This window comes from Streptomyces sp. NPDC040432 (assembly GCF_055595445.1).
The window spans coordinates 479001-496988 of sequence record NZ_JBVIVP010000005.1; the positions used below are offsets into that span (position 1 = coordinate 479001).

The window sequence follows — 17988 nt, forward strand, 5'->3', positions numbered from 1 at the left end:
GTCCGCAGAGGATCGCCTGAGATGACAGAGCGCCAGAAGGACAGGCCGTGGCTCATGCGGACGTACGCCGGCCACTCCACGGCCGAGGCGTCCAACGAGCTGTACCGCCGCAACCTCGCCAAGGGCCAGACCGGCCTGTCCGTCGCCTTCGACCTGCCGACGCAGACGGGCTACGACCCCGACCACATCCTCGCCCGCGGCGAGGTCGGTCGGGTCGGGGTCCCGGTCTCCCACCTGGGTGACATGCGTCGCCTGTTCCAGGACATCCCCCTGGAGCAGATGAACACCTCGATGACGATCAACGCCACCGCCATGTGGCTCCTGGCGCTCTACCAGGTGGCCGCCGAGGAGCAGGGCGCGGACATCGCCCTGCTCCAGGGCACCACCCAGAACGACATCGTCAAGGAGTACCTCTCGCGCGGGACGCACGTCTTCCCGCCCGGGCCCTCGCTCCGCCTGACGACGGACATGATCGCGTACACGGTCAACCACATCCCGAAGTGGAACCCGATCAACATCTGCAGCTACCACCTGCAGGAGGCCGGGGCCACCCCGGTCCAGGAGATCTCGTACGCGATGTCCACCGCCATCGCCGTCCTGGACTCGGTCCGCGACTCGGGCCAGGTCCCCGAGGAGCGGTTCGGCGAGGTCGTCGCCCGGATCTCCTTCTTCGTGAACGCGGGAGTCCGCTTCATCGAGGAGATGTGCAAGATGCGCGCCTTCGGCCGCATCTGGGACAAGGTCACCCGCGAGCGCTACGGCATCACGAACGAGAAGCAGCGGCGCTTCCGCTACGGCGTCCAGGTCAACTCCCTGGGCCTGACCGAGGCGCAGCCCGAGAACAACGTCCAACGCATCGTGCTGGAGATGCTGGCCGTCACCCTGTCCAAGGACGCCCGCGCCCGCGCGGTGCAGTTGCCCGCCTGGAACGAGGCGCTCGGCCTGCCCCGGCCGTGGGACCAGCAGTGGTCCCTGCGCATCCAGCAGGTCCTGGCGCACGAGAGCGACCTGTTGGAGTACGAGGACATCTTCGCGGGCTCCCACGTCATCGAGGCGAAGGTCGATTCCCTGGTCGAGGAGTGCCTCGCCGAGATCGACCGGATCCAGGAGATGGGCGGCGCGATGGCGGCCGTCGAGTCCGGCTACCTGAAGGGCGAGCTGGTCTCCTCGCACGCGGAGCGGCGCGCCCGGATCGAGGCCGGCGAGGACAAGATCATCGGGGTGAACTGCTTCCAGCAGACCGAGGAGAACCCGCTCACCGCCGACCTGGACGGCGCCATCATGACGGTCGACCCGGCCACGGAGGCCGTGACCGTCGAGCGCATCCGCCGCTGGCGCGCCGAGCGGCAGGAGTCCTCGGACCGCCAGGGCAACGGCGATCCCTTCGTCTTCCCGACCACCCAGCAGGCCCTCGAACGCCTGAAGGAAGCCGCGGCGGGCACCGAGAACCTGATGGAGGCCACCCTGGAGTGCGCCCGGGCGGGCGTCACCACCGGCGAGTGGGCGAGCGCCCTGCGCGAGGTCTTCGGCGAGTTCCGGGCCCCGACCGGTGTCTCCTCGGCCCCGGTCGCGGTCACCGCCGAGGCGGGCACGCCCATGGCCCTCGTCCGCGAGAAGGTCTCCCGCACGGCCGACGAGCTCGGCTCCGGCCGGTTGCGCCTGCTGGTCGGCAAGCCCGGCCTGGACGGGCACTCCAACGGCGCCGAGCAGATCGCCGTGCGGGCCCGCGACGCGGGTTTCGAGGTGGTCTACCAGGGCATCCGGCTGACGCCCGAGGAGATCTCCTCGGCGGCGCTGGCCGAGGACGTCCACTGCGTGGGACTGTCCATCCTGTCCGGTTCGCACAGCGCGCTGGTACCCGATGTCCTGGAACGCCTGCGCGCGGCGGGGGCGGCCGACATCCCCGTCATCGTCGGCGGCATCATTCCCCAGGCCGACGCGGTGTCGTTGAAGTCGGCCGGGGTGGCCGCCGTGTTCACTCCGAAGGACTTCGGCATCACGGAGATCATCGGCCGTATCGTCGACGAGATCCGCAAGGCCAACAAGCTCGACTCTCTCGAAAGCACGGAGGTCCCCGCATGACCACGCCCTCTTCCCCGGTGAACCGGCTGCGGCCTCGCCGTTCCTGCCTCGCGGTGCCGGGCTCCAACCCGCGCTTCCTGGAGAAGGCCCAGGGCCTGCCCGCCGACCAGGTCTTCCTGGACCTGGAGGACGCCTGCGCCCCGCTCGCCAAGGAAGGCGCCCGCCACACCATCGTGGACGCGCTGAACAACGGCGACTGGACCGGCAAGACCCGCGTGGTGCGCGTCAACGACTGGACGACGCACTGGACCTACCGCGACGTCATCACGGTCGTCGAGGGCGCCGGCCAGAACCTCGACTGCATCATGCTGCCGAAGGTCCAGGACGCCCAGCAGGTCGTGGCGCTCGACCTCCTGCTCACCCAGATCGAGAAGACCATGGGCTTCGAGGTCGGCAGGATCGGCATCGAGGCGCAGATCGAGAACGCCAAGGGCCTGGTTAACGTCGACGCCATCGCGGGCGCCTCGCCGCGCCTGGAGACCATCATCTTCGGACCGGCCGACTTCATGGCCTCGATCAACATGAAGTCCCTTGTCGTGGGCATGCAGCCGCCCGGCTACGGCGCGGACGCCTACCACTACATCCTGATGCGCATCCTGATGGCCGCCCGCACCCACGACCTCCAGGCGATCGACGGCCCCTTCCTCCAGATCAAGAACGTGGACGGCTACCGCGAGGTCGCCGGGCGCGCCGCGGCCCTCGGCTTCGACGGCAAGTGGGTGCTGCACCCCGGTCAGGTCGACGCGGCCAACGAGGTCTTCTCCCCGTCGCAGGAGGACTACGACCACTCCGAGCTGATCCTGGACGCGTACGACTGGTGCACGTCCGAGGCGGGCGGCAAGAAGGGCTCCGCGATGCTCGGCGACGAGATGATCGACGAGGCCAGCCGCAAGATGGCCCTGGTCATCGCGGGCAAGGGTCGCGCCGCCGGTATGCAGCGCACCAGCAAGTTCGAAATCCCCGTCGGCTAGAAAGGCCCCGAGTCCCATGCAGTTCGGACGCACGTACGAAGAGTTCGAGGTCGGGGCGGTCTACAAGCACTGGCCCGGAAAAACGGTCACCGAGTACGACGACCACCTGTTCTGTCTGCTGACCATGAACCACCACCCGCTCCACATGGACAGCAACTACGCCGAGAACACGACCGACTTCGGCAAGAACGTGGTCGTGGGCAACTACATCTACTCGCTGCTGCTCGGCATGTCCGTGCCGGACGTCTCCGGGAAGGCCATCGCCAACCTGGAGATCGAGTCCCTGCGGCACGTGGCGCCGACCTTCCACGGCGACACGCTCTACGGCGAGACCACGGTCCTCGACAAGACGCCGTCGAAGTCGAAGGACGACCGCGGCATCGTGTACGTGGAGACCAAGGGTTACAAGCAGGACGGCACCCTCGTCTGCGTCTTCCGGCGCAAGGTGATGGTCCCGACCGAGACGTACATCAAGGAGCGCGGCGGCGAGCAGCCCGGCCGGCCCACGCTGAAGGAACAGGGGAAGTAGCCATGGCCCGACTCGCCCAGACCGCCGGGCTGACCGACGTCCAGCGGGAGATCCTCAAGACCGTCCGGGAGTTCGTCGACAAGGAGATCATCCCGGTCGCGACCGAGCTTGAGCACCGCGACGAGTACCCCCAGCAGATCGTCGACGGCCTGAAGGAACTCGGCCTCTTCGGGCTGATGATCCCCGAGGAGTACGGCGGCCTGGGTGAGTCGTTGCTCACCTACGCGCTGTGCGTGGAGGAGATAGCGCGGGGCTGGATGTCCGTCTCGGGCATCATCAACACGCACTTCATCGTGGCGTACATGCTCAAGCAGCACGGCACGCAGGAGCAGAAGGACCACTTCCTCCCGCGGATGGCGCTGGGCGAGGTGCGCGGCGCGTTCTCGATGTCCGAGCCGGCGCTGGGCTCCGATGTGTCGGCCATCACGTCCAAGGCGGTGAAGGACGGGGACGAGTACGTCCTGAACGGCCAGAAGATGTGGCTCACGAACGGCGGCTCGTCCACTCTCGTGGCCGTTCTGGTGCGAAGTGACGAAGGACACCCCGAGGGCACGGCGCCCCACAAGTCGATGACGACCTTCCTCGTCGAGAAGGAGCCGGGCTTCGGTGAGGTCCGTCCGGGCCTGACCATCCCCGGCAAGATCGACAAGATGGGCTACAAGGGCGTCGACACGACCGAGCTCATCATGGACGGACTGCGCATTCCGGCCAATCGCGTCCTCGGCGGACAGACGGGCCGAGGGTTTTACCAAATGATGGACGGCGTGGAGGTCGGCCGCGTGAACGTGGCGGCCCGTGGTTGTGGCGTCGCACAACGTGCGTTCGAACTGGGTGTCTCTTACGCCCAGCAACGTCATACTTTCGGCAAGGCCATCGCTGAGCACCAGGCCATCCAGTTCAAGCTGGCCGAGATGGCTACCAAGGTCGAAGCAGCCCATGCGATGATGGTCAATGCAGCACGCAAAAAGGACTCCGGGGAACGAAACGACCTCGAAGCAGGGATGGCGAAGTACCTCGCCTCCGAATACTGCAAGGAAGTCGTGGAAGACGCGTTCCGTATCCACGGTGGATACGGATTCTCGAAGGAGTACGAGATCGAGCGCCTCTACCGGGAGGCGCCGATGCTGCTCATCGGTGAAGGTACCGCCGAGATCCAGAAAATGATCATCGGGCGACGCCTGCTTGAGGAGTACCGGCTCCAGGGCTGAAAGTCCCATTTGCGATGGATCGTCCAGCGATCCATCGCAACGGGATCACAGCCAGTGACTGGACGGCGGCCATCGACTCGGCTTCTGGCTTGCCCAGTTGTTGCGCGCAACCGATAGCATTCCAGTAAAGCCGCCGTCCCGTCCCCCCGTTTACGGCGCGGCAATCACCCGCTACGAAGGTCATCCATGCCCCACAGCCAAACCTCTGCACCCCGCGTCGGCCTCCTCGGCGGACGTATCGCTCGCGGAGCATCGCCGTGGCTTCTGCCGACCGTCGCCACCGCGGCGCTCAGCCTCACCCGGGCCCGCAAGTCCGGACGCTGGGCCGCGGCGGCCGTGCCCGCCACCGCGCTCGCGGCGGGCATGCTGTGGTTCTTCCGCGACCCCGAGCGTGAGATCACGCAGGGCCGCGTCATCTCGCCCGCCGACGGTGTGGTGCAGAGCATCATGCCGTGGAAGGACGGGCGGACCCGCGTCGCGATCTTCATGAGCCCGCTGAACGTCCACGTCAACCGCGCGCCCCTCGCGGGCACGGTGACGTCCGTGGAGCACGTCCCCGGCGGGTTCGTCCCGGCGTTCAACAAGGAGAGCGAGAACAACGAGCGCGTTGTCTGGCACTTCGACACCGAACTGGGCGACATCGAAATGGTGCAGATCGCCGGCGCCGTCGCCCGGCGCATCGTCCCGTACCTGCCGGCCGGCACCAAGGTGGAGCAGGGCGAACGCATCGGACTGATCCGCTTCGGCTCGCGCGTCGACATCTACCTCCCCGAGGGCGTCGAGGTCGCGGTCGAGGTCGGTCAGACCACCACCGCGGGGGTGACCCGAATTGACCGTGACTGACCCTGAGACTCCCTCCACCCCGTCCGCGGGGTGGGTGCCCGAGTCCGCCGAGGAGGAGTCCGCCGAGGACGACATGCCGCTCTCGTTGCGGCTGTCGATAGCGGACACCCTCACGCTCGGCAACGCGACGTGCGGATTCATGGCGGTGTACTTCACCACCACCGGAATCCTCATTCCGCACCTCACCGGCAGCGGTGAGTCCGGCATGGCCCGGCACAGCGCCGCGACGGCGGTGATACTGATGCTGCTCGCCGCGGTCTTCGACCTCTTCGACGGCATCGTGGCCCGCAAGCTGCGCAGCTCGCCGATGGGCGCCGAGCTGGACAACCTGTCCGACCTGATCAGCTTCGGTCTGGCTCCCGCCTACTTCGTGCTCGTCTACGGCATGGTCGCCGACGACGCGCACCAGAAGATGTCGGCGCTCGCCGCGATCGTCGTCCTGCTCGCCGTGGTGCTCAGACTCGCGAGATTCAGCTGCGTGACGCTGAAGGACGGCATGTTCCAGGGCATGCCGAGCCCCTTCGGCGCGCTCACGGTCGTCTCGATCGTGCTGCTGGAGCTGCCCTTCATCCCGACGCTGCTGGCGATCATCGGGGTGGCCTGGCTGATGGTGAGCCGGGTCGAGTACCCCAAGCCGCGGGGCGTCCTCGCGGCGGCGATGCTCAGCTGGATCGTCGGGGCGATGGGCCTGCTCGCCGCCTGGGCGTTCGACGCCCCGGGCGGTCAGATCCTGCTCCAGGCCGGCTGTGCGCTCCAGATCGCGCTGGCCGCGACCATCCCGCTGTTCGCGACGACCCGGAGGGCCAACACCTTCCGGCACAACCGGCGCGAGGCACGGGCGGCGCAGCTGCCGTAGGGCCTGGGCCCGTACGCACGTGACGAAGGCCCCGGGTGCCCTGGCACCCGGGGCCTTCGCCGTGTCCGCAGCCGCCGTCCCCGCCTGCGCCGGTGAGCCCCCGCGGGCGGGACCCGGCGTTAGCCTTGATGTCGGAAAACCGCCAGCCCGGAGGGTCCGGGGTCGGGATCCTGGAGCCATGCACACCGATACCGACCGTTGCGTGAGAGCCGTACAGTCCAAGGACGCCCGCTTCGACGGGTGGTTCTTCACCGCGGTCCGCACGACGGGGATCTACTGCCGGCCCAGTTGCCCGGCCGTCCCTCCCAAGGTCGAGAACATGAGCTTCCTGCCCAGTGCCGCGGCCTGCCAGCAGGCCGGCTACCGGGCCTGCAAGCGGTGCCGGCCCGACACCAGCCCCGGCTCCCCCGAGTGGAACGCCCGCGCCGACTCCGTCGCGCGCGCCGTACGGCTGATCCAGGACGGGGTCGTCGACCGGGAGGGCGTGCCGGGACTGGCCACCCGGCTGGGCTACTCGACCCGGCAGGTGGAGCGCCAGCTCCTCGCGGAGCTCGGGGCCGGTCCCCTGGCCCTGGCCCGGGCCCAGCGGGCCCAGACGGCCCGGCTGCTGATCGAGACCTCGGAGCTGCCGATGGGCGACGTGGCCTTCGCCGCCGGGTTCTCCTCGATCCGCGCGTTCAACGACACCGTCCGGGAGGTCTTCGCACTCTCCCCCAGCGACCTGCGGACCCGGGCCGGCCGGACCGCCGGGCGGCCCGAGGCGCAGCCTCGGATCCCGGGGACGCTCAGCCTGCGTCTGCCGTACCGGGCCCCGCTGAACCCGGACAACCTGTTCGGGCACCTCGCCGCGACCGCCGTCCCCGGGGTCGAGGAGTGGCGCGACGGCGCCTACCGGCGGACGCTGAGGCTCCCGTACGGCACCGGCGTGGTCGCCCTGACGCCCGGGCCCGACCACATCGGTTGCCGGCTGGCCCTGACCGATCTGCGCGACCTGACCATCGCCATCAGCCGGTGCCGGTGGATGCTCGACCTCGACGCCGACCCGGAGGCCGTGGACGACCAGCTGCGGGCCGACCCGCTGCTGGCCCCGCTCGTGGACAAGGCTCCGGGGCGCCGGGTGCCGCGCACGGTCGACGCGGCGGAGTTCGCGGTCCGGGCGGTGCTCGGACAGCAGGTGTCCACCGCCGCGGCGCGCACGCACGCCGCCCGGCTGGTGGCCGCCCACGGGGAGCCGGTCCAGGACCCCCACGGCGGCCTCACCCACCTGTTCCCCTCCCCGCAGGCCCTGGCCGCCCTCGACCCCGAGACGCTGTCGATGCCGCGCAGCCGCCGTGCGACGCTCACCACCCTCGTCGGGGCGCTGGCCGACGGCTCGCTGCCGCTGGGCATCGACAGCGACTGGGAGGCCGCCCGCGCCGGGCTGAGCGCCCTGCCCGGCTTCGGGCCGTGGACCACCGAGATCATCGCGATGCGGGCCCTGGGCGACCCGGACGCGTTCCTGCCGTCGGACCTGGGGGTGCGGCGGGCGGCCCAGGGCCTCGGGCTGCCCTCCACCCCGGCCGCGCTGACGGCTCGGGCGGCGCTCTGGCGGCCCTGGCGCGCCTACGCCGTCCAGTACCTGTGGGCCACCGACGCCCACCCCATCAACCACCTGCCCGTCTGAGGAGCACACCCCATGAGCAGCAAGCAGTACACCGTCGTGGACAGCCCCTACGGCCCGCTGACCCTGGTCGCCACCGACGGCGTCCTCAGCGGCCTGTACATGACCGGTCAGCGGCATCGGCCCGACGAGGAGTCCTTCGGCGAACGGGTCGCGGACACCGAGGAGCCCTTCCCGGAGGTGCGCCGGCAGCTGACCGCGTACTTCGCCGGTGAGCTGAGGGAGTTCACCGTCCCGGTGCGGATGGAGGGCACCGCCTTCCAGCGCAGCGTGTGGGAGCAGCTGGTGCGGATCCCGTACGGCGAGACGTGGTCGTACGGGCAGCTCGCGGCGGAACTGGGCAAGCCGAACGCCTCGCGCGCGGTGGGCCTGGCCAACGGGAAGAACCCGGTCGGCATCATCGTGCCCTGCCACCGCGTGATCGGTGCCTCGGGCGGCATGACGGGCTACGGGGGCGGCATCGAGCGCAAGGTGCGGCTGCTGGAGTTCGAGGGGGCGGGGAAGTAGCTCAGATCACCGAGAGCGGGACGAGGAGGGCGAAGCCGGCGCCCGCCTCCACCGCGTAGGCGTAGAGGTCCGGGTGCTGGACGGGGGCCGCGAGGAGGACGACGCTCTGCTGGGCGGAGGCCGCGTCCACCCAGGCGGGGTCGGCGCCGAGGCGGCCCTGGTACCAGCCCTCGCAGGAGGCGGGGCCGGTGACGGCGAGGAGGTCGTCCTCGCGGCGGTAGAAGGCCTGCCAGCCCTCGGCGGGCGCGGACCAGCCCTCGAAGTCCTCGAAGGGGGCCCAGCCGCCCTCGCGTATCGCGTTGTCGAACAGCCAGACGGGCGACCCGTCTTCGGTGACCTCGTCACCGGCCTGCTGATCGGTGGTGAAGTGGACCATGGGGAGGGCGTCGGGCCCGTCGGCCGTGCTCGGCCAGGCGTACATCGTGATCATCTGCTGATTCTGTCCTGCTCGTGTCCGCTTCGGGTACCCGCCTGCCCTGCGATCTGCCGCTACGCCACCGGGCGCCGGCCGTTCTCCAGTTCCACGGTGCCCTCGCCGGACTCCAGCACGCGGTAGGCCTCTTCGGTCCGCAACCCGAGGGATCCGTGAAGGTACGTGGTGAGTTCGCCCGGTTCGACCAGCTTCCAGGAGAGCAGTTCCTCCTCCTGGAGCACGATCGAGGCGAGCTGCGCGTCGTCGAGCACGCCGCCGTCGTAGAGGTAGGCGGCCAGCGGCGGGCGGTCGGTGGCCACCGACCAGTCCACGGCGAGCAGCCGGCCGAGCGGGACGTCGAGACCGATCTCCTCCGCGCTCTCGCGGCGGGCCGCCGTCCGCGGGGTCTCGCCCAGGTCGGATTCGATCGTGCCACCGGGCAGGGCCCAGCCTTCACGGTAGTTGGGCTCCACGAGGAGGACCCGGCCCTCGGCGTCGCGGAAGAGGGCGGCCGCGCCGGCCAGCACCCGGGGCAGGCTCGCGATGTAGGTGGCGAAGTCTTCGGTGGTGGTCACGGCGCCACCCTACCCAGCCGTCCCCGGCCGTCCGCAGGGCAGCCCCGCGCGATCACACCCCCGGGGTACCGCCGTCCTCGCGGTCCCGCCCCCTGGACTCGGCGACGCGCCGAAGCCGGGGGTGACGGCCCGCCCCCTGTTCGGTGACGGCGTCGCCGACCATGGCCTTGACGGCGTCCCGCATGCCGTGCAGGGCGTGGTGGCGCGCCGGGCCGGCGCCGGGGTCCTCGCGCAGCTCCTTCACCAGGGCCCAGCACAGCAGCAGCATGACGACGACGAAGGGCAGGGCGACCAGGATGGTCGCCGTCTGCAGGGACTTCAGCCCGCCCGCGACGAGGAGCACGGCGGCCACGGCGGCCATGAGCACGCCCCAGGTGACGACGAGCCAGGTGGGCGGGTTCAGCGAGCCCCGACTGGTGAGCGAACCCATGACCAGGGAGGCAGAGTCGGCGCTGGTGACGAAGTACGTCATGACCAGGACCATCGCGACCCAGGAGGTGGCGGTGCCGAGCGGCAGCGCGTCGAGCATCGCGAACAGCGAGGCCTCGGTGCCCTCCTTGAGCTTGCTCGCGAGGTCGGCGGCGCCGGTGGACTGGAGCTGGATGGCGGTGCCGCCCATGACGCAGAACCAGACCACGGTGGCGCCGCTCGGGACGAGGAGGACGCCGACGAGGAACTCCCGGATGGTGCGGCCCCGGGAGATCCGGGCGATGAACGTGCCGACGAAGGGCGCCCAGGAGAGCCACCACGCCCAGTAGAAGATGGTCCAGGCACCGAGCCAGGCGCTGTCGGTGAAGGCCCCGGTGCGACTGGCCATGGGCAGCAGCTCGTCCAGGTAGCCACCGACGCCGGCGGGGATCACGTCCAGGATGTGGACGGTGGGGCCGAGCACGAAGACGAAGAGCATCAGGGTCGCGGCGAGCACGATGTTGATGGTGCTCAGCCACTTGACGCCCTTGTGCAGACCGGAGAAGGCGGAGAGCACGAACGCGGCGGACAGCGAGCCGATGATGATCAGCTCGACCGTGGTGGAGTCCTCGACGCCGGTGGTGATGTTGAGGCCCTTCGACACCTGGAGGGCACCGAGGCCCAGGCTGGTCGCGGTGCCGAAGACGGTGGCGAAGACGGCGAGCAGGTCGATGGCCCTCCCGGCGGGGCCGTTCGCCCGTGCCGTGCCCATCAGCGGGACGAAGGCGGAGCTGAGGCGGTTGCCGCGGCCCTTGCGGAAGGTCGCGTAGGCGAGGGCGAGCCCGACGATGCCGTAGATGGCCCAGGGGGTGAGCGTCCAGTGGAAGAAGGAGTACTCCATGGCCGCGAGGGCTGCGGCGCCGGTGCCGGGGGCCGCGCCGGAGGCGGGGGGCGGGGCCAGGTAGTGGGTGAGCGGCTCGCCGACCCCGTAGAACATGAGGCCGATGCCCATGCCGGCGCTGAACATCATCGCGATCCACGCGAGGTTCGTGAACTCCGGTTCGGAGTCGTCGGCGCCGAGCCGGATCCGGCCGAAGCGGCTGAACGCGAGGACGACGCACATGACGAGGAAGACGTCGGCGGCGATCACGAACAGCCAGGCGAAGTTGGCGAGCACCCAGGCGAGGGCGGCTCCGGAGGCGGAGTCGAAGGAGTCCTTGCCCAGGGCCGCCCAGGCGACGACGGCCAGCACGGCGATCACGCCGATGGTGACGACGCCGCGGTCGGGCGTGCCGTCCGCAGGACGTCCGGGCCCCCCGCCCGGGGTATCCGGACGTGGCTGTTCCAGTGAATCCGTGCTCATGCGGCCACACTATGCGGGCGTATATCCGCATTTAGCCGCATGGCGCGCCGCCTGTGGCGTAGGCCACCCATGGGCATAGGAGGATCCTCCGGATAGGCTCATGGGGGCGCGACTGCACTGTTCGATAGCAAGGGATTAGCAAGGTGACGGACGGAGCAGTAACTGAGACCGCGCGCGTGCTCATCGCCGCGGACAAATTCAAGGGCTCGCTCACGGCCGTTCAGGTCGCGGAGCGGGTGACGGCCGGCCTTCGCAGGGCCGTACCGGACGTGGAGATCGAGACCCTCCCCGTCGCGGACGGCGGCGACGGTACGGTCGCGGCCGCCGTGGCGGCCGGTTTCGAACGCCGGGAGGTACGGGTCACCGGACCCCTCGGCGACCAGGTCACGGCCGCTTTCGCGCTGCGCGACGGTACCGCCGTGGTCGAGATGGCGGAGGCCTCCGGCCTCCAGCTGCTGCCCGCCGGCACCTTCGCCGCGCTGACGGCGACCACGTACGGCTCGGGCGAGCTGCTCAAGGCCGCGCTGGACGCGGGCGCCCGCTCGATCGTCTTCGGTGTCGGCGGCAGCGCCACCACCGACGGCGGCGCCGGCATGCTGGCGGCGCTGGGCGCGGTGTTCCTGGACGCGAACGGTGAACCGGTCGGCCCGGGCGGCGGCGCGCTGGCCGGTCTGGCCTCGGCCGACCTGTCCGGGATCGACCCCCGCTTCGCCGAGGTCGACTTCGTCCTGGCGAGCGACGTGGACAACCCGCTGACGGGCCCGAAGGGCGCGCCCGCGGTCTACGGCCCGCAGAAGGGTGCCTCGCCCGAGGACGTGGCGACGCTCGACGCGGCGCTGGCGCACTTCGCCGTGGTGCTGGAGAAGTCGATCGGCGCGAAGGCGGCCGAGTGCGCGGTGCTGCCGGGCGCCGGCGGCGCGGGTGGCATCGGCTACGGGGCGCTGCTCCTCGGGGCGACGTTCCGTCCCGGCATCGAGCTGATGCTGGAGGTGCTGGGCTTCGCGCCCGCGCTGGAGCGGGCCACGCTGGTCATCACCGGTGAGGGTTCCCTCGACGAGCAGACCCTGCACGGCAAGGCCCCGGCGGGCGTGGCGGCCGCGGCGCGCGCCGCGGGCAAGCCGGTCGTGGCGGTCTGCGGACGGCTGCTGCTGGACCAGGGCGCGCTGGAGGCCGCGGGCATCCGCAAGGCCTACCCGCTGACCGACCTGGAGCCCGACCCGGCGAAGTCCATTCCGAACGCCGGTCCCCTGCTGGAGCGGGTCGCGGAGAACATCGCCGCCGACGTGCTCTGACCCACGGACCGGCCCGTACGGTCGAAGGCCCGGCTCCCCCGCGACGGCGGGGGGCCGGGCCTTCGCCATCGGCGGGGCCGGCCGGGGTGAACCGGCCCCGCCGATATCCGGATGCGCGGGTCCGGGACGGCCGGTGGTCCGGGGTGCCATGGACACGTTGGCGACGCCCCGACCGGACCTCCTGCCCCTCGACGCGGACGGCGCCCGGCGCATCCTGGCCGGCGGCCCCGCCGCGGGCCGCCCGGGGTGTCCCGGGTATCCGGACGCCGGGGACCGGGCCGGGGCGGAGCGGTACCTGGCGGTCCTGGCCGCGAGCGGGACCCCGCGCCCTTCGGGGCGTACGAGATCCTGCGCCGCGCGGACGGGACGGTGATCGGCGGCGCCGGTTTCCACGGGCCGGCCGACGGGGCGGGGGCCGGGCGACCGTCGGCCACGGGCCGGCCCCGGCGGCCCGGGGTTGGGCGACCGCGGTGCTGCGCGCCCTGGTGGAGCACGCCCGCCGGCACGGGGCGACCGCGGTGCCGGGCGACACCGACCGGGGGAACACGGCGTCCCGGCGGGTCATGGCAGCCGCCGGGATGCGGTGCGTCGGAGAGGACGCCCGGCTCGCCTTCCACGCGGTGGCCCGGACGGCGCGGTGACCCCGACTACGCGGTGACCCCGACGCGGGCCGCGGACAGCAGCTGGGCGGTGGTCACGACCCGGGCGAAGCCGCCGCCCTGGAGGTTCACCGCGGTGGCCGTGGCCAGCTCGTCGGCGGTCAGGGACAGTCCGTCGGGACCGGCGAGGTCGAAGGTGTGGGTGGCGTCCAGCGGTACGAGGACCCGGTATCCGAGGTTCCCCGCCATCCGGGCCGTGGTCTCGACGCACATGTTGGTCTGGATCCCGGCGACGACCACCTGGCGGATGCCGCGGGCCGTGAGCCAGTCGGCCAGGTCGGGCGTCCCGTAGAAGGCCGAGTTGACGGACTTGGTGATCAGCAGGTCCTCGTGGCGGCGCTCCTCCACCAGGTCCTTGAAGGCGTACCCGGGCAGGTCCTCGGCCAGGACGGAACCGGGCTGCACGGACCTGTGCCGGACGAGGACCACCGGGCGCCCCGATTCCCGCCAGGCGTCCATCAGGGCGGCGATGTTGTCCTCGGCGTCCGGATTGTTGCGCCGGCCCCAGAAAGAGGCGTCGTCGAAGGCCTTCTGGACGTCGATGACGATCAGGGCGCTGTCGGCGGCAAGCTGCGGGGCGCCGGCCACGGGGGTGGTGGGTGCCGGGTGGGACGTGGTGTGCGCGGTGTCGGTCATGGCTCCATCGTGTCCCCGGCGGCACGCCGGTCCCAGGGGCTCCCGGGACCTTGATCGATGGGATCCTGCCGGCCTGGCAGGACGCTGCGGCGGGGTCTGGCACAGTGGCCCCATGGAGCGCGTCGCGATCGTCGCCCAGCCCGGGATCCGGAGCTTCGACCTCGCCGTCATCACCGAGGTGTGGGGACCCGACCGCAGCCGGGTCGGGGTGCCCCCCTTCGAGCTGCGCCGGTGCGCGCTGGACGGCGGCCCGATCGCGCTGCCCGGCGGGCTGACCCTGATGCCCGACCGCGGACTCGACTGGCTCGGTACCGCCGACCTGATCGTCGTGCCCGCGCTGGCCGAACCCGCCGACCCGACGCCCGAGCCGGTGCTCGCCGCGCTGCGCGCCGCGCACGCCCGGGGGGTGCCGGTGGCCGCCCTGTGCGCCGGGGCCTTCGTGCTGGCCGAGGCCGGGTTGCTGGAGGGGCGCCGAGCGGTGACCCACTGGTGGCTCGCCCCGCAGCTCGCGGCCCGCTACCCGGGGGTGCTGGTCGAGGACGCCCCGCTCTACGTGGAGGACGACGGGCTGTGGACGTCCGCCGGGGTGGCCTCGGGGATCGACCTGTGTCTGCACCTCGTGCGCGAGGCCCACGGGGCGGAGGCCGCGGCGGCCGTCGCCCGTTCGATGGTGACCGGGCCCTTCCGCACCGGTGACCACGCCCAGTACCTGGACCGGCCCGTTCCGGCGGCGGACCGGATCGCCGAGACCCTCGCCGCCGTACGGGAACAGGCGCTGCGTCGGCTGCACGAGCCGCTGGACGTGGCCACGCTGGCCCGCTGGGCCGGGATGTCGCCCCGTTCCTTCGCCCGGCACTTCACGGCGGCGACCGGCACCACCCCGCACCGGTGGCTGCTCGGGCGGCGTCTGGACGAGGCCCGCAAACTCCTGGAGCGCACCGACCACCCCGTCCCGGAAGTGGCCCGGCGGGCCGGGTTCGCCAGCGAGGTCACCTTCCGCCAGCACTTCGGTGCGCGGGTCGGCCTCAGCCCGCGCGCGTACCGTGCGGCGGCGGCCACCGCACCGGGACGCGGCGACAGTGTTAGAAAGGGCTCATGACCGGAAGTTCGGGTCGACAGCGGGACGCGCGGCCGGCAAGCCTGCTCGCGCGCCTCTCCCTGGCGCCCGGCAGCGTCGCAGGGCAGGTGTTCGCCCTCCAGGCCGTGATCGTCGCCGTGTTGATCACCGCAGCCGCGCTGGCCCTGGTGTTCCAGGCCCGCTACGACAGTCGGCAGGACGCCCGAAACCGCTCCCTGGCCGCCGCCGAGGCCTTCGCCCACGCCCCCGGACTGCCGGCGGCCCTGCGGGGCCCGGACCCGACGGTCGGTCTCCAGGCCCTGGCCGAGGGCGCCCGCAAGGGCTCCGGCGTGGACTTCGTCGCGGTGATGACCACCGACGGCGTCCGCTACACCGACTCCCGGCCCGAGCTGATCGGGCAACGGGCCTCCGGCGACCTCGCCCGCGCGCGGGCCGGCCGCTCGTTCACCGAGGTGTTCCAGGGCAAGCCCAGTGACGCGGTCCGTGCGGTGGTGCCCGTACGGGACGAGAGCGGCCAGGTGGTGGGTTTGGTCTCCACCGGCATCGAGATCGAGAACGTCGCGGACGTGGTCGAGGGGCAGCTGCCGCTGCTCCTCGGCGCGGCGGCGGGCGCCCTGCTCCTCGGCACCGGCGGCGCCGCCCTGGTCAGCCGGCGGCTGCGGCGCCAGACCCGGGGGCTGGGCGCCGCCGAGATGGCCCGGATGAACGAGCACCACGAGGCGGTGCTGCACGCCGTGCGCGAGGGCGTGCTGATCATCGACGACTCCGACCGGCTGGTCCTCGCCAACGACGAGGCCCGCCGGCTGCTGGACCTGCCCCCCGACGCCGAGCAGCGACCCGTCGCGGAGTTGGGCCTGGACCCGCGCACCGCCGAGCTGCTGACCTCCGGCAGGGTCGTGACCGACGAGGTCCACCGGGCGGGCGACCGGCTCATCGCGGTGAACGTGCGCCCCACCGAGACCTTCTCCGGACGGCCCTCGGGCAGCGTCATGACCCTGCGCGACTCCACCGAGCTCGCGGCGCTCGCCGGCCGCGCCGAGGTGGCCCGCGAGCGGCTCCAGATGCTCTACGACGCCGGGGTGCGGATCGGCACCACCCTGGACGTGGTGCGCACCGCGGAGGAACTCTCGGAGGTGGCCGTGCCGCGCTTCGCGGACTTCGTCACCGTCGAGCTGCTGGAGCCGGTGTTGCGCGGCGAGGAGCCGTCACCGGCCGCGGGCGTGCACACCGAGATGCGCCGGGCGGCGATGTCGGGGGTGCGCACCGACCAGCCGCTCCAGCCCGTCGGCGACGTGATCCGGTTCGCCGTCCCCACCGCCCCGATGGCCACCGCCCTGGACGCCGGGCACGCGGTGCTCGCGGCCGACCTGAACGCCGCGATGGGCTGGCGTGCCCAGGACGCCGCGGGCACCCGGGTGGCCCTCGACTACGGGCTGCACTCGCTGATCTCCGTACCGCTCCAGGCGAGGGGCGTGGTGCTGGGCATGGCGAACTTCTGGCGGGCCGCGGACACCCAGGAGGCCTTCGACGAGGAGGACCTGTCCTTCGCCGAGGAGCTGGGCGCGCGGGCGGCGGTGTCCATCGACAACGCCCGCCGCTTCACCCGGGAACACGCCACGGCGGTGACCCTCCAGCGCAGTCTGCTGCCCAGGGTGCTACCCGATCTGAGCGCCGTCGACGTCGCCTTCCGGTACCTGCCCGCGAAGGCGGGGGTGGGCGGCGACTGGTTCGACGTGATCCCGCTGCCCGGGGCCCGGGTGGCGCTGGTGGTGGGCGACGTGGTGGGGCACGGCGTGCACGCGGCGGCGACCATGGGCCGGCTGCGCACGGCCGTGCACAACTTCTCCACCCTCGACATCCCGCCCGACGAGCTGCTGGGGCACCTGGACGAGCTGATCGACCGGATCGACCAACTGGAGCGCGGCGTACCGGCCGTGGGCCCGGGCGGCGGCGCGGCCTCGGGCCGGGGCGGTGACGGGCCCACGTGGACCGGCGGCCGGGCGGGTCCCGGCGCGGACGGGGAGGGCCCGGACACCGAGGAGGAGCCCGCCGGAATCACCGGGGCCACCTGCCTGTACGCCGTCTACGACCCGGCCTCCGGTGCCTGCACGATCGCCAGCGCGGGCCATCCCGGGCCGGCCCTGGTGCACGCCGACGGACGGGTGGAGTTCCCCGAGCTGCCGCCGGGTCTCCCCCTGGGCGTGGGCGGCATGCCGTTCGAGGCGACGGGGCTGCGGCTGCCCGAGGGGAGCCGGCTCGTGCTGTTCACCGACGGTCTCCTGGAGGACCGCGACCGGGACTTCGACTCCGGGCTCGCGCTGTTGCGCGAAACCCTCTCGCAGCCCGGCCGCAGCCCCGACCAGGCCTGTGCGGACGTGCTGGCCGCGCTGCTGTTCCCGTCGCCGAGCGACGACATCGCCCTGCTGATCGCCGACACCAGGCGGTTGGACCCCGGCCGGATCGCGGAATGGGAGGTGCCCGGCGACCCGTCGGCCGTGTCGCGGGTGCGGGGCGCGGGCGCCGCCCAGCTCGCCGCGTGGGGGCTGGAGGAGATCTCGTTCACCGCGGAGCTCGTCCTCAGCGAGCTGATCACCAATGCCATCCGGTACGGTTCGGCGCCCGTCCGGGTCCGCCTGCTGTACGACCGGAACCTGATCTGCGAGGTGTCCGACGGCAGCAGCACGTCCCCGCACCTGCGGTACGCGGCGACCACCGACGAGGGCGGTCGCGGCCTGTTCCTGGTGGCCCAGTACGCGGAGCGGTGGGGCACCCGCTACACGGACCGCGGGAAGGTCATCTGGGCGGAGCTGTCCCTGACGGGCGGCCCCGAGCCCATGGCGGGCGCCGCCCCGGACCTCGAAGCGCTGGAGGACCTCGCCTGGTGACGGCGGGACGTGCGGGGCGGAGCC

The 17988-nt window shown here is 71.9% G+C and carries 16 protein-coding genes; 12 read left to right on the plus strand and 4 right to left on the minus strand.

Annotated features, from left to right (window positions below; all coding sequences use genetic code 11):
- The first annotated feature begins 21 nt into the window (after positions 1-21).
- From ACZ58N_RS15200 to ACZ58N_RS15235, 8 genes are all read left to right on the plus strand, one after another.
- Entirely contained in the window at positions 22-2082 is a 2061-nt protein-coding gene (locus tag ACZ58N_RS15200) for a protein meaA (RefSeq protein ID WP_471159158.1), read from the plus strand.
- Complete coding sequence (locus ACZ58N_RS15205) at positions 2079-3053, plus strand: HpcH/HpaI aldolase/citrate lyase family protein (protein ID WP_389707881.1); 975 nt, start codon at positions 2079-2081, stop codon at positions 3051-3053. The genes ACZ58N_RS15200 and ACZ58N_RS15205 overlap by 4 nt, the downstream gene beginning before the upstream one ends.
- Positions 3054-3069: 16 nt before the next feature.
- Positions 3070-3582, plus strand: a complete 513-nt coding sequence (locus ACZ58N_RS15210) for a MaoC family dehydratase (protein ID WP_073909130.1) — start codon at positions 3070-3072, stop codon at positions 3580-3582.
- Positions 3583-3584: 2 nt separating this feature from the next.
- A complete protein-coding gene (locus tag ACZ58N_RS15215) occupies positions 3585-4790 on the plus strand; it encodes an acyl-CoA dehydrogenase family protein (RefSeq protein ID WP_031158096.1) in 1206 nt (401 codons plus the stop codon).
- A gap of 186 nt (positions 4791-4976) precedes the next feature.
- Positions 4977-5633: a phosphatidylserine decarboxylase gene (locus tag ACZ58N_RS15220; RefSeq protein ID WP_471159161.1), complete on the plus strand. Its 657-nt coding sequence runs from the start codon at positions 4977-4979 to the stop codon at positions 5631-5633.
- A 73-nt stretch (positions 5634-5706) separates the two neighbouring features.
- Positions 5707-6489, plus strand: a complete 783-nt coding sequence (gene pssA, locus ACZ58N_RS15225; protein ID WP_384001646.1) for a CDP-diacylglycerol--serine O-phosphatidyltransferase — start codon at positions 5707-5709, stop codon at positions 6487-6489.
- A gap of 178 nt (positions 6490-6667) precedes the next feature.
- Positions 6668-8152, plus strand: a complete 1485-nt coding sequence (locus ACZ58N_RS15230; RefSeq protein WP_471159163.1) for an AlkA N-terminal domain-containing protein — start codon at positions 6668-6670, stop codon at positions 8150-8152.
- A gap of 12 nt (positions 8153-8164) precedes the next feature.
- Positions 8165-8656: a methylated-DNA--[protein]-cysteine S-methyltransferase gene (locus ACZ58N_RS15235; protein WP_471159165.1), complete on the plus strand. Its 492-nt coding sequence runs from the start codon at positions 8165-8167 to the stop codon at positions 8654-8656.
- A gap of 1 nt (position 8657) precedes the next feature.
- Here the strand turns inward: ACZ58N_RS15235 and ACZ58N_RS15240 are convergent, their stop codons facing one another.
- From ACZ58N_RS15240 to ACZ58N_RS15250, 3 genes are read right to left on the minus strand one after another with little or no spacing between them, the layout of a single operon-like run.
- The gene (locus ACZ58N_RS15240; protein ID WP_389707874.1) at positions 8658-9086 is read right to left on the minus strand and encodes a hypothetical protein; all 429 of its coding nucleotides are present in this window, start codon (positions 9084-9086) and stop codon (positions 8658-8660) included.
- A 59-nt stretch (positions 9087-9145) separates the two neighbouring features.
- Positions 9146-9643: an NUDIX domain-containing protein gene (locus ACZ58N_RS15245; protein WP_471159167.1), complete on the minus strand. Its 498-nt coding sequence runs from the start codon at positions 9641-9643 to the stop codon at positions 9146-9148.
- 52 nt (positions 9644-9695) lie between these two features.
- Positions 9696-11414: a BCCT family transporter gene (locus tag ACZ58N_RS15250; RefSeq protein ID WP_471159169.1), complete on the minus strand. Its 1719-nt coding sequence runs from the start codon at positions 11412-11414 to the stop codon at positions 9696-9698.
- 143 nt (positions 11415-11557) lie between these two features.
- Between ACZ58N_RS15250 and ACZ58N_RS15255 the strand changes: the two genes are divergently transcribed.
- The gene (locus ACZ58N_RS15255) at positions 11558-12706 is read left to right on the plus strand and encodes a glycerate kinase (protein ID WP_471159171.1); all 1149 of its coding nucleotides are present in this window, start codon (positions 11558-11560) and stop codon (positions 12704-12706) included.
- Positions 12707-13176: 470 nt separating this feature from the next.
- A complete protein-coding gene (locus ACZ58N_RS15260; RefSeq protein WP_471159173.1) occupies positions 13177-13347 on the plus strand; it encodes a hypothetical protein in 171 nt (56 codons plus the stop codon).
- A 6-nt stretch (positions 13348-13353) separates the two neighbouring features.
- Here ACZ58N_RS15260 and ACZ58N_RS15265 read toward each other — a convergent pair whose 3' ends face one another.
- Positions 13354-14001 carry a cysteine hydrolase family protein gene (locus ACZ58N_RS15265; protein ID WP_471159175.1) on the minus strand — a complete coding sequence of 216 codons (648 nt, stop codon included), beginning with the start codon at positions 13999-14001 and terminating at the stop codon, positions 13354-13356.
- Between the two features lie 112 nt (positions 14002-14113).
- Between ACZ58N_RS15265 and ACZ58N_RS15270 the strand changes: the two genes are divergently transcribed.
- Both ACZ58N_RS15270 and ACZ58N_RS15275 read left to right on the plus strand, forming a co-directional pair.
- Positions 14114-15100 (plus strand): GlxA family transcriptional regulator, encoded by a 987-nt coding sequence (locus tag ACZ58N_RS15270; RefSeq protein WP_471159177.1) that lies wholly within the window; start codon positions 14114-14116, stop codon positions 15098-15100.
- The gene (locus ACZ58N_RS15275) at positions 15097-17964 is read left to right on the plus strand and encodes a SpoIIE family protein phosphatase (RefSeq protein ID WP_471159179.1); all 2868 of its coding nucleotides are present in this window, start codon (positions 15097-15099) and stop codon (positions 17962-17964) included. Before ACZ58N_RS15270 ends, ACZ58N_RS15275 begins: the two co-directional genes overlap by 4 nt.
- The last annotated feature ends 24 nt before the right edge of the window (positions 17965-17988 follow it).

Bases quoted from the DNA above. Each gene is read 5' to 3' on its own strand.
- ACZ58N_RS15200 (WP_471159158.1), top strand. From the start codon at position 22: ATGACAGAGCGCCAGAAGGACAGGCCGTGGCTCATGCGGACGTACGCC.
- ACZ58N_RS15205 (WP_389707881.1), top strand. From the start codon at position 2,079: ATGACCACGCCCTCTTCCCCGGTGAACCGGCTGCGGCCTCGCCGTTCC.
- ACZ58N_RS15210 (WP_073909130.1), top strand. From the start codon at position 3,070: ATGCAGTTCGGACGCACGTACGAAGAGTTCGAGGTCGGGGCGGTCTAC.
- ACZ58N_RS15215 (WP_031158096.1), top strand. From the start codon at position 3,585: ATGGCCCGACTCGCCCAGACCGCCGGGCTGACCGACGTCCAGCGGGAG.
- ACZ58N_RS15220 (WP_471159161.1), top strand. From the start codon at position 4,977: ATGCCCCACAGCCAAACCTCTGCACCCCGCGTCGGCCTCCTCGGCGGA.
- pssA (WP_384001646.1), top strand. From the start codon at position 5,707: ATGCCGCTCTCGTTGCGGCTGTCGATAGCGGACACCCTCACGCTCGGC.
- ACZ58N_RS15230 (WP_471159163.1), top strand. From the start codon at position 6,668: ATGCACACCGATACCGACCGTTGCGTGAGAGCCGTACAGTCCAAGGAC.
- ACZ58N_RS15235 (WP_471159165.1), top strand. From the start codon at position 8,165: ATGAGCAGCAAGCAGTACACCGTCGTGGACAGCCCCTACGGCCCGCTG.
- ACZ58N_RS15240 (WP_389707874.1), bottom strand. From the start codon at position 9,086: ATGATCACGATGTACGCCTGGCCGAGCACGGCCGACGGGCCCGACGCC.
- ACZ58N_RS15250 (WP_471159169.1), bottom strand. From the start codon at position 11,414: ATGAGCACGGATTCACTGGAACAGCCACGTCCGGATACCCCGGGCGGG.
- ACZ58N_RS15265 (WP_471159175.1), bottom strand. From the start codon at position 14,001: ATGACCGACACCGCGCACACCACGTCCCACCCGGCACCCACCACCCCC.
- ACZ58N_RS15270 (WP_471159177.1), top strand. From the start codon at position 14,114: ATGGAGCGCGTCGCGATCGTCGCCCAGCCCGGGATCCGGAGCTTCGAC.
- ACZ58N_RS15275 (WP_471159179.1), top strand. From the start codon at position 15,097: ATGACCGGAAGTTCGGGTCGACAGCGGGACGCGCGGCCGGCAAGCCTG.